The 14,543-nt window shown below is 53.9% G+C and carries 15 protein-coding genes; 4 read left to right on the top strand and 11 right to left on the bottom strand.

Annotated elements, in window-relative coordinates; all coding sequences use genetic code 11:
- Positions 1 to 400: 400 nt before the first annotated feature.
- From ACGHAD_RS15610 to ACGHAD_RS15565, 10 genes are all read right to left on the bottom strand, one after another.
- The gene (locus tag ACGHAD_RS15610) at positions 401 to 1,624 is read right to left on the bottom strand and encodes an MFS transporter (protein WP_339618070.1); all 1,224 of its coding nucleotides are present in this window, start codon (positions 1,622 to 1,624) and stop codon (positions 401 to 403) included.
- A 255-nt stretch (positions 1,625 to 1,879) separates the two neighbouring features.
- The gene (minE, locus tag ACGHAD_RS15605) at positions 1,880 to 2,137 is read right to left on the bottom strand and encodes a cell division topological specificity factor MinE (RefSeq protein WP_339618069.1); all 258 of its coding nucleotides are present in this window, start codon (positions 2,135 to 2,137) and stop codon (positions 1,880 to 1,882) included.
- On the bottom strand, positions 2,137 to 2,946 hold the full coding sequence (minD, locus tag ACGHAD_RS15600; protein WP_339618068.1) for a septum site-determining protein MinD: 810 nt from the start codon (positions 2,944 to 2,946) through the stop codon (positions 2,137 to 2,139). Before minD ends, minE begins: the two co-directional genes overlap by 1 nt.
- A gap of 28 nt (positions 2,947 to 2,974) precedes the next feature.
- Entirely contained in the window at positions 2,975 to 3,691 is a 717-nt protein-coding gene (gene minC, locus ACGHAD_RS15595; protein WP_339618067.1) for a septum site-determining protein MinC, read from the bottom strand.
- Between the two features lie 157 nt (positions 3,692 to 3,848).
- Entirely contained in the window at positions 3,849 to 4,988 is a 1,140-nt protein-coding gene (locus ACGHAD_RS15590; RefSeq protein ID WP_382417139.1) for an endo-1,4-beta-xylanase, read from the bottom strand.
- A gap of 7 nt (positions 4,989 to 4,995) precedes the next feature.
- Positions 4,996 to 5,544, bottom strand: coding sequence for a DUF2058 domain-containing protein (locus ACGHAD_RS15585; RefSeq protein ID WP_339618065.1), 549 nt, complete (start codon positions 5,542 to 5,544; stop codon positions 4,996 to 4,998).
- Positions 5,545 to 5,817: 273 nt separating this feature from the next.
- Positions 5,818 to 7,791 carry a glycoside hydrolase family 97 protein gene (locus tag ACGHAD_RS15580; RefSeq protein WP_382417141.1) on the bottom strand — a complete coding sequence of 658 codons (1,974 nt, stop codon included), beginning with the start codon at positions 7,789 to 7,791 and terminating at the stop codon, positions 5,818 to 5,820.
- 200 nt (positions 7,792 to 7,991) lie between these two features.
- A complete protein-coding gene (locus tag ACGHAD_RS15575) occupies positions 7,992 to 8,333 on the bottom strand; it encodes a hypothetical protein (RefSeq protein WP_382417143.1) in 342 nt (113 codons plus the stop codon).
- A 1-nt stretch (position 8,334) separates the two neighbouring features.
- On the bottom strand, positions 8,335 to 9,129 hold the full coding sequence (locus ACGHAD_RS15570) for a transporter substrate-binding domain-containing protein (protein ID WP_382417145.1): 795 nt from the start codon (positions 9,127 to 9,129) through the stop codon (positions 8,335 to 8,337).
- Between the two features lie 115 nt (positions 9,130 to 9,244).
- A complete protein-coding gene (locus ACGHAD_RS15565) occupies positions 9,245 to 9,928 on the bottom strand; it encodes a TrmH family RNA methyltransferase (protein ID WP_339618061.1) in 684 nt (227 codons plus the stop codon).
- 63 nt (positions 9,929 to 9,991) lie between these two features.
- Between ACGHAD_RS15565 and ACGHAD_RS15560 the strand changes: the two genes are divergently transcribed.
- The 4 genes from ACGHAD_RS15560 to ACGHAD_RS15545 all read left to right on the top strand — a co-directional run bounded on the left by ACGHAD_RS15560 (position 9,992) and on the right by ACGHAD_RS15545 (position 13,403).
- Complete coding sequence (locus ACGHAD_RS15560) at positions 9,992 to 10,240, top strand: peptidase S14 (RefSeq protein WP_382417147.1); 249 nt, start codon at positions 9,992 to 9,994, stop codon at positions 10,238 to 10,240.
- A 24-nt stretch (positions 10,241 to 10,264) separates the two neighbouring features.
- The gene (locus ACGHAD_RS15555; protein WP_382417149.1) at positions 10,265 to 11,071 is read left to right on the top strand and encodes a sulfite exporter TauE/SafE family protein; all 807 of its coding nucleotides are present in this window, start codon (positions 10,265 to 10,267) and stop codon (positions 11,069 to 11,071) included.
- A gap of 208 nt (positions 11,072 to 11,279) precedes the next feature.
- Entirely contained in the window at positions 11,280 to 11,882 is a 603-nt protein-coding gene (locus tag ACGHAD_RS15550) for a hypothetical protein (RefSeq protein ID WP_382417151.1), read from the top strand.
- A gap of 366 nt (positions 11,883 to 12,248) precedes the next feature.
- A complete protein-coding gene (locus tag ACGHAD_RS15545) occupies positions 12,249 to 13,403 on the top strand; it encodes an IS30 family transposase (protein WP_382417065.1) in 1,155 nt (384 codons plus the stop codon).
- Between the two features lie 104 nt (positions 13,404 to 13,507).
- On the opposite strand, the gene hemH is transcribed toward ACGHAD_RS15545, so the two are convergent.
- Complete coding sequence (gene hemH, locus ACGHAD_RS15540; RefSeq protein ID WP_382415009.1) at positions 13,508 to 14,527, bottom strand: ferrochelatase; 1,020 nt, start codon at positions 14,525 to 14,527, stop codon at positions 13,508 to 13,510.
- Between the last annotated feature and the right edge of the window lie 16 nt (positions 14,528 to 14,543).

Raw genomic sequence — 14,543 nt, 5'->3', positions numbered from 1 at the left:
TATTAAATTCAGAGCACAAAGCTGGTTCAAACTTAGTGTGTCGGAACACTTAGACAAATCGCTTTCGGTTGCCCAGTTACTTCGAAAGCACGGAATTACAGTGCACGTTAGACTGGCCGATGAGCCCGGTAGTATAGTCTATAGAGATAACCTTCAAATTGTGGTGGTCCCGAATGCTTAACAAACGGCTTATATTTGCAGCCTTCGGCTGCTGACACTCCTAAGCTCGTGCTGTATGGCAGGGCGCTACACAACCGTGTTGCCCCATAATAAGTAGACACCTTCTATCGTTAGCTTTACTACGACGAAGGTGTTGGATATGGCACATAGAAAGACGCAAACAGACACACAGGCAGTGCCTTTTTAGTTGCTAACAATCCGTTAAAGCGCGGGTAATCATTTAGCTTGTCGCTGTGTTGCTGAGCAATCGCGCTTCTCGCTCCTGCAGTTGCCAGGCAAGCACAAAAAACACTAAACCCACCACGGCGGTGGCGGCACCGACGTAGCCGGTCGAGCTCCAGCCAAACCCTGCGCTGATGGCCATGCCGCCCAGTAGGGGGCCTATGGCGTTGGCGGTGTTAAAGGCGGCGTGGTGTGACGCGGCGGATAAGGTTTGCGCGCCGGGGGCCACGTCCATTAGGTGGGTTTGCAGTGGTGGCGATACCGCGACCACGGTGCCGACTAAGAACGTCGCCAGTAAAATGCTCCACAGCTCGGAGGTGGTTTGGGGGTAGAGCAGTAAAATAAAAATGCTCCACAGCAGAACACCGCCTACCGCTTTGAACTGGTATTTATCAAATAGCCAGCCGCCGACAATATTCCCGGTAAAACCGCCCAGGCCAAAGGTGGCCATAGCGATAGGAATCCACATTTTGCTTTCGCCGGTGACGTGCAAAATAGTGGGGGCCAGATAACTAAACACGGCAAAGACACCGGCAAAACCGGTGGCGCCGATCAGCAGCGCCAGCCACACCTGCGGTCGGTTAAAAGCTTTTATTTCGTGCAGTGGGTTGTTGCGTACTTGCTGTTTGTTTAGTGGCACAAACCACAGTATGAGCGCTACGGTTAACACCGATAAGCCGCCGACTAAGGCAAACGCGTAGCGCCAGCTGATGGATTGCCCCAGCCAGGTAGCGAGCGGGTTGCCGATAAGTACCGCGAGGGTGAGGCCGATCATTACCCGGCTAACGGCTTTGCCCCGCTGACTGGGCGGCACAAGGCTTGCGACCACCAAGGCGGCCACACCAAAGTAGGTGCCGTGAGGTAAACCCGCGATAAAGCGCATAACCAACAAACTTTCGTAATTGGGCGCAAAGGCGCTGGCGATATTGGCCAGGGCGTAAAAGCCCATTAGCAGCAACAGTAAATGACGGTGAAACAGACGTGCACCGGCAATCGCCAGCAGCGGCGCGCCGATCACCACGCCCAGTGCGTAAGCGCTGATTACGTGGCCTACTTGTGGCTCGGATACCCCTAAACCTTCGGCTATGGCAGGCATAAGGCCCATGGTGGCGAATTCGCCGGTGCCGATGCCAAAGCCGCCAATGGCGAGGGCAATTTCAATCATTAACATGGCGCCTTTGCTAAGGCGAGGGGTGGATTGTGCCGGTGCAATATCGGTCATGAATTCTTCCGTTGCAAAACAGCTATAACGACAGCGCCGGTAACACGCGAGGCGCGGACCGGTAGAGTAGTGACTATAGGTGTTTTAATTATGAGGGTTTGCGTGGCGCGGGCCAGCAGGAAGGCGCTATTGTAACGCGATCGCTAGCCGCGTGTCTGTTAGGCAAGGTAAAGCTCGCGCGCCCGGTTGGTAGCGGGGTCTGGTAACCGGGCGCTGCGAGCACAAACGGGCGAGGGGCTGAACCCGCCGCGCGCACTAACGCTCTGGCAGGGTAATGTTCAGTTCCAGCACCGAGCAGTCGTCGGCGTTATCGAGCTGCACCGATACCTGATCTTGGTCAATCTCGACGTATTTGCGAATGACCTCGATGATTTCTTGCTGCATTAGCGGTAAATAATCCGGCTGGCCGCGGGTGCTGCGCTCGTGGGCGACGATAATTTGCAGTCGCTCTTTTGCCACCGAGGCCGACGAGGTGGGTTTGGTTTTCTTTAGCAGATAATCAAGTATGCCCATTACTTGCCTCCCAGCAATCGCTTAAAGAAGCCTTTTTGCGCTTGCTCTAAAAAGCGATGCTCGACTTCTTCGCCCAGCAGGCGAGACACGGCATCTTGGTACGCTTGACCGGCTTGCGACTCGGTATCGAGAATCACAGGTGCGCCCTGGTTTGAGGCTTTGAGTACGGCCTCGGACTCGGGGATTACGCCCAGTAGCGGGATGGCGAGAATCTCTTCGACGTCCGCAACGCTTAGCATTTCGGCACTGGCCACGCGCGAGGGGTTGTAGCGAGTTAACAGCAAGTGCTCTTTAACCGCTTTGCCTTGCTCTGCCATCCGTGATTTACTTTGCAAGATACCCAAAATACGGTCGGAGTCACGCACCGAGGATACCTCGGGGTTGGTGACGACGATGGCTTCTTCGGCAAAGTAGAGCGCCATTTGCGCGCCTTGCTCGATACCCGCTGGTGAGTCGCAGATGATGTAGTCGAAGTCTTTGGCCAACTCGTCCAGCACTGCCTCGACACCTTCGTAGGTGAGGGCGTCTTTGTCCCGGGTTTGCGAGGCGGGCAAAATAAACAGTCCATCGGTGCGTTTGTCTTTAATCAAGGCCTGCTTCAGCGAGGCCTCTTTGTTGATGACGTTGACAAAGTCGTACACCACGCGGCGCTCGCAACCCATAATTAAATCCAGGTTGCGCAGGCCCACGTCAAAATCAATCACCACGGTTTTGTGGCCGCGCAATGCCAGCCCGGTAGATATAGCGGCACTGGAGGTGGTTTTACCCACCCCGCCTTTACCCGAAGTCACAACAATAATTTTAGCCACGGTGTTTCCTCAATGTGTTTGGCACTATTTACAGTGCGGCAATTTCAATGGAATCGTCTTGTAAAAAAATCTGTGCCGGTTGCTTCCAGCAACTGTCCCGCAGGGTGTCGTTGAGTACAAAGTGTCCGGCAATGGATACCAGCTCGGCCTCAAGTTGTTGGCAAAAAATGCGCGCATTGGGGTTGTCGCGTACACCGGCCAGGGCGCGCCCGCGCAATGGGCCGTAGGCGTGGATGTTGCCATCGGCAATGACTTCGGCGCCCTCGCTGACCTGTGCCAGCAAAATTAGATCAGAGCCCTCGGCGTAAATCTGCTGCCCCGAGCGCACCGGGCGCTCGATAATACGTGTGGGGCGGCTGGTAGCCTCTGGCGCCGGGCTGGCCGCAGGTTCGGGCTCTTGCTCGGGCGGCTGCTCGGTTTTGTCAGGGCGCGCGCGCGAGGCGGGCAAATGCACCAGCCCTAGATCTTTAGCCAGTTTGGCCTGTGGCTCGCTGCCACCTTTACAGCCGAACAATTGAAAACCCTGCGACTGACAGTGCTTGATGATCTCTTGCAGCTGCTCTTTGCTTAGCTCGCCGTTGAAGGAGGCGAGGTTAAGAAACAGCGGCGAACCGGTAAAAAACAGCGGCGCTGTTTGCACCTTTTGCGCAAGTGTGCGGGAAAATTCATCGCTTTGATAGTGGTATAGATCCAGCACCATGCTAGTGACGCTGGTGCCTTTTATTTGAAAGCAGGGATCTGCCATCGAGTCATCCTGATACGTTGTTGGTGACCATTGAATCAATGGGGCAGGTTAGCGACGCGGCGCCGGTGAGAGAAGCGCTTTGGCGCGGTTTTGCCAATTGGGGCGCAATATAGCAAATATTGCGGCGTCATCATAATAAGGTCTGGGTTCGCGGCCATTATTTTCTTAGCGCAGCGACGCTGTGGTAGGCGGATTTGCGCTGATAATCGCGATCAAACAAGAGCGGATAATTGCGGCGGCCCCTCACCGGAAAGTTGTTTTTCCAAGACTCGCTATCGCCGGTGCCCCAGAGGGTGACTCTGGCAATGCTGTCGCGGTGTTTTAAAAATAGTGCAAACCACTGGGCATAGCGCTCGGCAAGTTGCGCTTCTATCTTGGCGGGCAAGCCGTCGGGGTAGGGGTTTAGCTCGTCGGCGTAGGCAAAGTTGTCAGAGATCTCGGCGCCAATGTGCTCCCACGCGGTGGGCAGTACATCTAGGTCTAGTTCGGTAATATGCACGGCCACGCCGGCGGCGGCAAAGGCTTTAATGCTTTTTTCAAACTCGGTGATATCCGGGTAGCCTAGCCCTATGTGGCCCTGCATGCCTACGCCGTCGATGGGTACGCCGGTCTGTTTAAACCGTTTAATCATGTCCACCACACATTGGCGCTTGCCGGGGTTGTGCATGTTGTAGTCGTTGTACATCAAGTGCGCGTCGGGCGCCGCTGCACGGGCGTAGTGAAACGCGTGTTCGATAAAATCCGGGCCGATTTGTTTAAACCAAGGGCTTTGGCGCCAGCCCTGGTCTTCGTCTACCGCTTCGTTGACTACATCCCAGGCATGCACTCGGCCCCGGTAGCGGCCGGCCAGAGTGTCGATGTGGCTCTTCATGCGCGCCAGCAAAACCTCGCGCGATACCGGGTTGCCGTTTTTGTCGTTGAACACCCAAGGTGGGGTTTGCGAGTGCCACACCAGTACATGCCCCACCATAAACATTTTGTGTTGCTCGCCCAGCGCTATAAATTTGTCGGCGTACTCCCACACCCACTGTTCGGGTTGGGGGTGTACGCGCTCCCATTTCATGTCGTTTTCAAGAGTGAGCGCGTTAAACTCGCGGGCGACTAAGGCATTAAAGCCTGTCGGCGGGTTGGTTAAGCGAGCGTGGCCAATAGCGGTGCCGAGGTAAAAGTCGTCTTGGTAGAGCTCTTTTAGGCCGGTTTGCTCTAGGGCTTTAGCTATCGCGTTTTGTTTGCTTAGGGCCAAGGCGCCAGCGAGTGCGGCCGAGCGGGTCAGTAGGGCTCTGCGGTTAATTGTCATGGGTTGGCTACCACATTAAATCGTCGGGGATCACGTAATCTTTGTATGGATCGTCCTCGTCCGGCTCGTCGTCGACTGGGCCTTTGGTGACAATAATGCAGGCTTGGTCACGCAGTGCGATTTTGTCGGCGACCACCCGTGGCACCAGCTCATAACCATCGCCAAGCTTGGCAATGACTAACTGGCCGCGCATTAGAAGCTGTTGCACCCGCGGCGTCACCAGCAGCTTTTTAATGGTTTTGCCGTCGGTAAAGTTGTAATCCACCTCGCTCTCGCCCTGAGCAAGCTTGGGCTGACGGTGGGTTTCAATTAGCTGTTTAATCTGCGCGGCAATGGCTTTTTGCTCGGCTTCGGCCTGACGCTGGCGGTTTAGCTCGCGGTCGCGCTCGGCTTTTTCGGCGCGGGCGGCTTGCGCCGATTGTTTGGTTTCATCCACCACCACCTGCTTGGATTTACGCGCTTGCTTGGTTTGCTTGCGCTTGTCTTTTTGAATTTGCTTGGCTTCTTTCTCGTTGATTAAGCCCGCATTTTTCAGCTGATCTTGCAAAGACGGCATGGGGTTCTCTCTGGCGTTGTGATAAGGAGTACGTCGGGCATTATGCCATGTTGCTCGCGGCGGGAGAATGCGTGGGCAGGCGAGCCGGTTGCAATAGCGTTTTGGAGCTCGCTTATTGCTCCTAATTAGATGTTGTTTTGGGGCGGTAGCCCCGATTACATCTTTAGCTAGAGTGTTGACTCCACGACTGAGCGGAAGAAAGTCTGGTCGTTAGATTAAAGGGTAAATATGGGCCAAAAAGGCGCGAGCTAACGAGTAGCTCGCGCCTGTCGGCTATTGCTCGGTTAGTTTGATCACGCCGGCCCAGCCGCCACTGGAGGCGAGGTTGATGGTGAGTTTGCCGCTGGCCTGTACGGCTTGGGTTTCGATTTTATAATCTTCGGCAAAGTGCTCGGTGTTAATGCCGTCGCGCAGGGCGGTGAGGGTGAATTTACCCTCACCCAGAAAGCTAAAGTCGATGGTTAAGGTGCGCGCGGTGTCGTCGGTCATAGCGCCTATGTACCAATTATCGCCGTTGCGTCGGGCCACCAAAATATAATCGGCTATTTGGGCGTCAAGCACGTGGGTTTCGTCCCAGTCGGCGGGAAACTGACTGATAAACTCGGTGACTTTTGGCTCGCGGCGGTAGGTGGAGGGTGACTCGCACAGCATTTGCAGCGCGCTTTCGTACACGGCGTACATGGCCACTTGGTGGGCGCGAGTGCCAAGGCTAACCGGCCGGTAGTGGCTGATGTGGTGGTTGGCTATGTGCGCGTTGCGCAGCGCACCTGGGGTAAAGTCCATGGGGCCGGCCACCATGCGAATAAAGGGCAAGGTTACCGTGTGCTCGGGGGTGACGTCGGCGCTCCATTTGTTGTTCTCGTTGCCTTTTACGCCCTCGTAGCTCATCACATTGGGGTAGGCGCGGCGCAGGCCGGCGGGCTTAAAGCCGCCGTGAAAGTCTACCAGTAGCTCGTGTTTGGCCGCCTCGCGGGCGATTTTCTCGTAAAAGTTGACCATTTCTTGGTCGGAGCGCTGCATAAAGTCGGTTTTAATGCCAGCCACGCCCCACTCACCATAGGTTTTTAAAATGTTTTGGTAGTCTTGGTCGAGTGGCCCCCACAGAGCCCAGAGAATAATCTCGACGCCTTTACTCTGGCCGTAGCGCACCAGCTCGTGCACGTCGATGTCGGGGTTCATCTCTAATAAATTGGTGGTGGATTTGGTCCAGCCCTCGTCCAAAATAACGTATTCAAGACCGTAGTCGGCGGCAAAGTCGATATAGCTTTTGTAGGTTTGGGTGTTGATGCCCGATTTAAAATCCACATCAAATAAGTTGTTGGCGTTGTACCAATCCCAAGCGATACGACCGGGTTTAATCCAGCTGGTATCGTCCAGTTGGTTTGCGCGCGACAGCAGCCAGACCAGCTGGCTCTCGACCAAAGCGCCGTCGTCGTCGCTGATGACGGCCACGCGCCATGGGTAATGGCGGTCGCCTTGGGTCTGAGCAATGGCGTCGCCAAAGCTAAGGTTTTGGTTGCGATCTTCCGAGCCTGCCATAGGCGTGGCTTCAGTTACCAGATTGCTAAAGCCGGCGCTAAAGCCATCCTGGCCGGTGCCGTATAAAAACATACCGGGGTAGTCGTATAAATCGGCCTCGGTAAAGACGATGTTAATGTCGTTAACGCCGATGTAAGCGGGCAGTGAGGCAAAGCGTCCGGGGGTAATATCGGCAACTTTACTGGGTACATACAGCCGCTCGTAGTGGGATATGAGGGACTCCTCTTCGGGAAAGAGCGTGGTGGCGCCGGCGGGAAAGTTGAGCGCCATGGTTTCGTCTTGGACGGTTATGGGCTCGCTGTATTCGCCCACAAACCGATAGGCAACACCGTCGTCGTAAACGCGAAAGTCAACGCCAAACTCGTTATCAAACCGCAGTGATAGCTCGCGGTAGTGCTCGGTAATATCGGCGGATTTATGTTTTACCGCCGGGCTATGGCGGGTGTTTACTTCGTTGCGATCAACACTGATCAACTTGGCTTCGCTGGCAATATCGCCCAGCCCTTTTACGGTTAAACCAATGGTACTGGGGGCGATGGCGGGTGCGTCATCTAAGTTGACTGACCAAGTTACTTTTTGCGCCACGTCGATATTGACCGATAAGCGCTCGTCGGGCGATTGCAGGGTAAAGGTTTCGGCCTGTGCCGCACCTGCCAGCAGTGTGAGCGCTAGCGCGCTGTGGGTGATTACCAAGTGGGGGTGGATCATGTTCGCAAACCTATTGTTATGTTGATCGTAATGTCGCTAAGAGCGTAATAAATATGACTTATTGAGGCTTATACTGCCGCCAAGACCCAGTGAATACAAGCGCCATAGCACCCGTTAGGTGAAGGTTTGAGCAAGAAGTGTAAAGGGGGTTGAGGAGGCGAGGGTACACTCAACCGATGAGCCGGTTGAGTGTTTTGGGCTTAAAAGCTAAAGCGAAAGATGGTTGAGGGCTCGGGCTCGTTGACGTTGCTGCGAACTTTGATGCGGTCATCGCTGTTGCGAATTTCTTCTAACACCGGGTCGTAACCAAACTGCATACGGCTTTGCAGTTTAACGCGGGTTTCATCGTCAATTTGCCAGCGCGGCTCTTCGGGCAAGGTCGGTGCGGTCTCTTTGCGCCAGTTGGGCGCGGTTACCACAATCTCTTCCATAGCCCGATCATCGGCGGCATTGCTTTTACTGCGGTTATCCTGCCCGTGGGCCGTCGCCGCTAGTGCGGTGGCCACAATCAGGGTAGCTAAAAACGGAATTTTAAGCGCCATATTATTGCGCCTCCTTCCACTCCAGGCTGTCAAACCAGTAACGGTTGCTTGCCGACAACCATTTGTCGGCAGTGCGGGCGACAATCCACGCATTTAGAAAGTTTAGCAGTGATTGCTCGCCTTTGTGGACGGCCAAGCCATTTTTGTAGCTGAGTAACGGCGCGTTCATTGGCAAGTCGATTTGCTTGTGGCTGTTGGCAAAGTGCTTAACCACCGGTTGGCTGGCGATATAGGCGTGGGCTTTACCATCAAGTACCGCTTGCTCGGCCTCTTTGGAGCTGTCAAAGACTTTAACGGATGCTTTTTTAAACAGCGAGCCGGACACATCAAAGGCGATGGTGTCGCGTACCACGGCGATGGTGAAGTCTTTGCTGTTCATTTGTGCGAGGGTTTTAACGTCGCGGGTTTTGTTGATATTGGCCGCTAAACCTACGCCAGATTCAGAGTATGGGTTGGTAAAGGCCACCTGCAGGGCGCGTTTGGGGGTGATGGCGACACCAGCGGCAACCATATCGACTTTACCTTCCGCCAATGAGGGTAAAATTTTGTCCCACTCGTACTCGACAAACTCGACCTTAACGCCCATGTCCGCGGCGATCTTGCGGGCAACGTCCACATCAAAGCCAGATAACTCGCCCTTTTCGCTTTTCATGGTCCAAGGGGTAAATTGTGCGACGCCAACGCGTAAGCTGCCGCGCTCTATAATGTTATCGAGGGCATCGGCGCTGGCACCGACGCTTAGGCAGCACAGGGCAATAGTAGCCGTGCGGATGAGATTTTTAACAAAAGACACCATAATTCACTCCGTTGGGTTAGCAATATGTAACATTGGCGGTGGCCTGCATAGCCGTGCGTTTATGTCGTTTGAGTGTACACCAAATTCTGCGCTGACAATGTACCCGTTAAATGCTTTATACCTCTTTGGGGCGGCGGTACCGGGCGCTGGCCGGGGGAATCAGGTCGCCGTCCTCATCCAGCTCGGGGTAGGGCAGCTTGTGTTGTTTACAGTAGCGTGCCATATCCGGTTGCGCCCACTCAAACAGCGTGTGCCGGTAGCGCTCATCCTCAGCGCAGCCGCGTAAATAATGGCCGGCTTGTTGGCGCTGGTGCAAAGCCTCTTGCAGTATGATCCCGGCGGCGACGCTGACATTGTAGCTCTCGACCAAACCCATGATGGGGATAGTGACGTGGGCGTCGGCCTCGTGTGCGGCGTAATCGCTTAACCCTTTTTTCTCGGCGCCCATCACCAGCGCAAACGGTTGGGTGTAATCAAACTCGCGGTAGTGAATGGCCCGATCCGACCAGTGGGCGGCTACCAGTGTAAAGCCGCGCTGGCGCAAATGGCTAAAGCCGTCTTCTATGCGCTCGTGGACGCGCTGGGTGGTAAAGCGGCCAATGCCGCCGGCGGTGTTGTGGTACACAATATGGCCGCGATCGGGCTTAACCATATGCACCTCGCCAATGCCGGCCGCCTCGGCGGTGCGCATGATCGCTGAGATATTCTGCCCCTTGTGGACTTTATCGGTCAGCACCGTCATATCGGGCTGACGCTGGTGCAACACTCTTATAAACTTCGCAAAACGCTCGCGGCTCATGGGCGATCTTTCATTATTTATGGAAAAGGCGTCATTATAGAGGCTGACGTTCAGGAGGTAAGCATGAAAGCATCTGAATTTTTAAAAAAGTACGAGCGCGATCAAAAAGCCAAACAAGATAACGCTGAAACAAGCGAAGACGAAGATCACTCGCTAGAGCACAATGCCCGCGAGCGCGCCGCTCACCTAGAGCAAGGCCTAAATGTTGGCAGTCCCTTTGATTGGGAAGATCTAGAAAAATACAAAAAGGAACTTGAGCGAATGGACCGTGAAGGGCCGGGGCGTAGTAAAGACAAAAGTGACGACTCTTAAGAGTCGCTGGCGCAGGAGTGGTAAGTGGATTGGCTGTGGTTGTTAAGTTATCTCGCACTGGGCGCCTTTACGGGTGTGTTTGCCGGGTTACTAGGTATTGGCGGCGGCGGTATTATGGTGCCGGTGCTAAGCATGATGTTTGCCGCGCAGGGTTTTAGCGCCCAGCACAATGTGCATTTAGCGCTCGGCACCTCGATGGCGGCTATTGTGCCCACTGCAATCGCCAGCGCCCTTGCCCATCACCGCCGTGGCGGTGTCGTCTGGCCCGCCGTGGGCGGTTTGGCACCCGGCGTTTTGCTGGGCACCTTTGCCGCTACTTTTGTTGCCAGTTTCTTAAGCGCCGCACCACTGGCGATCTTTTTTGCCCTGTTTATGAGTGCGGTGGCGCTGTATATGATTATTGGTAAACCGCCACGGCCTGATCGCACTTTACCGGGTCCGCTAGGGCTTGGTGCGGTGGGCACAGGCATCGGCGGTGTATCGGCGCTGGTGGCTATTGGCGGCGGCTCGCTGACCGTGCCGTTTTTGGTGTGGTGCAATACACCTATCGCCCGTGCGGTGGGCACCTCGGCCGCCGTAGGTTTACCGATCGCCGCCGCCGGGGCGGCGGGCTATATTGTTAATGGCTGGGGCGTCGATGGGCTGCCCGATCACACCCTGGGCTATGTCGTATGGCCGGCGGTGCTGGCGATGGCGTTGATGAGCTTTATGACCGCACCCGTTGGCGCGCGCCTGGCGCATCGGTTGCCGGTATCTGCGTTAAAGCGGATTTTTGCAGTGGTAATGGTGTTGTTGGCGGTTAAGATGTTGCACGGCGTGTTGGTGGGCTAGCGCTGCTGTTAAGAGCAAAATCTTATTCTTAGTGAATGGCAGTTATACGATTGGCTGCGGCACGGCCTTTGATTTGTGTGCCCTCAGTCGCCGGGTGGCCTCTCGGCCTTCGGCTACCCTCGCTCCAGTAGGCGAGCTGCAAGGGGCTCGGCGGTGTGCCATTAGTCGATGTGTAAAATTGTTAAATTTCACTCTGGATTGAGAAGCAATGAATAGCAATCGATGGGAAAAAGCGAGAAGATATAGTCACATTGGTATGTCTTCAGACTGTAACTTTACGTATGCATTTCAATACCAAAAAGCATACGAGATACTCTATAAGTCTCAAGCACCCGTCGATACGATCGCATTGCCAATGTTGTACAGTATGAGGCACTACCTAGAGTTGGCCTTAAAGTACAATATTGAATACTTCAGTGATTTTTCTGGGTCGAAAAGTATGGTTGGCAAAAATGTTCATACCTTGACCTCGCTTAAGAATGCATTTCTAGAGCACTGGCGGCTATCTAAAGGCAGGTGTAGTGTTAACATTGATGACAACTCTCTGATTAGTGATTTCACCCAATTAATTCAAGAGTTGGATAAAGTAGATATCTATGCTGTTAGCTTTCGTTACTCCCATGATCGGCAGAAAAATAAAAACTTCGAGTGGCTAGCTACTATTGATATCCATTACCTCAACGAAATTTTTAAAAGTGCGACAACACTACTTAACCACTCTGTAGATGTTTTCGAGGAGTGTACTGGTTTGATGCATGGCAGCCTTACAAAAGATCAGTTATTAAGTTCAATACAGGAACCAGCGTCTTAACATTTAATGAATTTTTAGTAAACCTTGGAGCGAGCCCTGAGTACTAGAAATCAAAATCAGAGTAACGAACTGTCTTAGGTTTTATGATGTGTTGACTCTCATATTCGAGATGGCGGCACGATGCAAAATCCCTTGCAGAGTGCCGAGCGGAGGCTGATTTTAGGGGTTGAGCAAACACGACGTTTACGAAAGAGCTTGTCGGGGCATGGAAGCCCCGTCAAGCCGTGCCCCTAAAATCAGCTGGAGCCGAGGGGAGCCGCAGGCCGCTATGCCAGGGTGGCCTCTTTTGGTTTCTTTTCTGGCCAGGTGGCCTCAATGGGTCAACGCAACACGTAGATTATTACCGTGTTGGGGAGGACTTTTGATATGACAAAAACCATTAAGACTAAAATTAGCGCCAAAGACAGTGGAGACCTTTGGAGGCGATGGGCGTTAGGGGAGTCTTTCGTGTCTATTGGTTTCGCGCTACTCAGAGACCCTAGTACGATCAGGCAGTATATTCGTCGTGCGGGAGGTATTGCTCCTCGAGCTAAGAAACGTCGCGCCAGTGCGCTGACACTGAAGGACCGGGAAGAAATTTCACGCGGAGTCGCCGCTAACCGGAGCGTTCGCGATATTGCTCAACAGATAGGCCGCTCTCCTTCCACGATTGCTAGAGAGTTGAATCGTAATGGCCGAAGGAGCCTTTATCGAGCGGTTGATGCTGACCACGCAGCTTTTACTCGAGCGCGTAGACCGAAATCTTGCATGCTTAGCCAGAACAACCGACTTCGAAATATAGTGGCCGACAAGCTGTCGGATGACTGGTCGCCACAGCAAATTGATGGCTGGCTAAAAGCTCAATACCCAAAAGACAGGAGCTACTGGGTGTCACACGAGACTATCTACCGCAGCTTATATATACAGGCACGAGGTGTCCTCAAAAAGGAGCTTCAGAAGCATTTGAGGCGTCGCCGAAGCTACCGTAAACCCAATGGCGTACAAAAAGAGCGCAGGGGAGTGATAACGGACCTTGTCTCTATTAGTGAGCGCCCCGCAGAGGTCGAAGATAGAGCCCTGCCAGGCCATTGGGAGGGAGACCTGATCGAAGGGAGTCAAAATAGTTATATTGCAACCCTAGTAGAGCGGTCGACGCGCCACTTAGCTCTAGTTAAAGTAAATAGCAAGGAAACCTCAGAGGTTGTTGAAAAACTTATACGGCAGTCGAAGAGTATTCCACAAGAGCTTTACAAGTCATTAACCTGGGATCGCGGTTCAGAGCTAAAGCAGCACAAGCAGTTCTCACTGGCAACGAATGTTGATGTGTATTTTTGCGATCCTAAAAGCCCTTGGCAAAGAGGCAGCAACGAAAATACCAACGGGCTGTTGCGGCAATACTTTCCCAAAGGTACCGACCTGTCGGTTCATTCGCAGGCACACCTGAACAAGATTGCGAGAAAGTTAAATGAGCGTCCCAGAAAAACCTTGGGTTTTGCAACGCCCGCTGATAAATTTGCACAATGTGTTGCACTGACCGGTTGAGATCAAGCAAACAGAAAAGAAACTCGCCTGCCCGGCGACTGAGGGCAAGCAAGTTAAAGGTCGTACTCTAGTAAATCGTGTGGCACCTAAAGCCTAACGATAACCTAAGCCGCCCCAGCCTTGCGCAAAACATCCACCAACAGCTCAATATGATCGGCCCTATCATTTAGCGCCGGTATGTAGTGGTATTGCTCGCCGCCGGCTTCGAGAAAAAACTCGCGGTTTTGCTCGTCCAGCTCCTCTAAGGTTTCTAAGCAATCGGCGCTAAAGGCCGGGCTTAAAATGGCGATATTTTTTACGCCTTGGGCGGGCAGTTCTTTTAGGGTTTGTTCGGTGTAGGGTTTCAGCCACTCGGCTTTGCCGAAGCGCGACTGGAAAGTGGTGATGCAATCGTCGGGGTTTAGGCCTGCCTGCTCGGCGACTAAGCGTGTGGTTTTTACGCAAAAACAGTAGTAGGGGTCGCCTTTTTCTAGGCTGAACTTGGGAGTGCCGTGGTAGGAGAAAACCCACTTGTCTGGGGTGCCGTGCTTGGCCTGGTGTTCTTTTAGCGTATTCGCTAGCGCGGTGGCGTAGCTTGGGTGCTCGCAGTAGCCGCTTAAAAAGTGCAGCTCGGGCACCCAGCGCCAGTGTTGCAGCTCTTTAGATACCGCATCGAAGGTGGAGCCAACCGTCGCGGCCGCGTACTGCGGGTAGAGCGGCAGTACGATAATTTTGCGCACCCCAGCGGCTTGTAATTCGGCTAGGGCGCTGGCGATGGACGGGTTGCCGTAGCGCATGCCTAGCGCAACTTTTACCTTGGGGTCTAATGCTTTGGCAATGGCGTCGCGTTGGCGGCGGCTAATCGCCAGCAGCGGTGAGCCGTCTTCTGTCCAGATGCTTTGATAGAGTTTGGCCGACTGTTTGGGGCGCAGGTTGAGGATGATGCCGTGCAAAATAAACAGCCACAGCAGTCGCGGAATTTCGACAATGCGCGGGTCAGATAAAAATTCGGCTAAATAGCGTTTTAAGCCGCGCTTAGTGGGTTCGTCCGGTGTACCTAGGTTGGTGATCAGCACGCCCACTTTGGGGGTGGTTTTAACGGTGTCGTGGGCGTTGTCGGTTAATGCCCGGTACTTTGCTGCCATGGGTGCGCCTTGAGGT

Source organism: Gilvimarinus japonicus, from assembly GCF_042847215.1.
Classification (GTDB): domain Bacteria; phylum Pseudomonadota; class Gammaproteobacteria; order Pseudomonadales; family Cellvibrionaceae; genus Gilvimarinus; species Gilvimarinus japonicus.
This window is presented reverse-complemented; position numbering and strand designations above follow the sequence as displayed.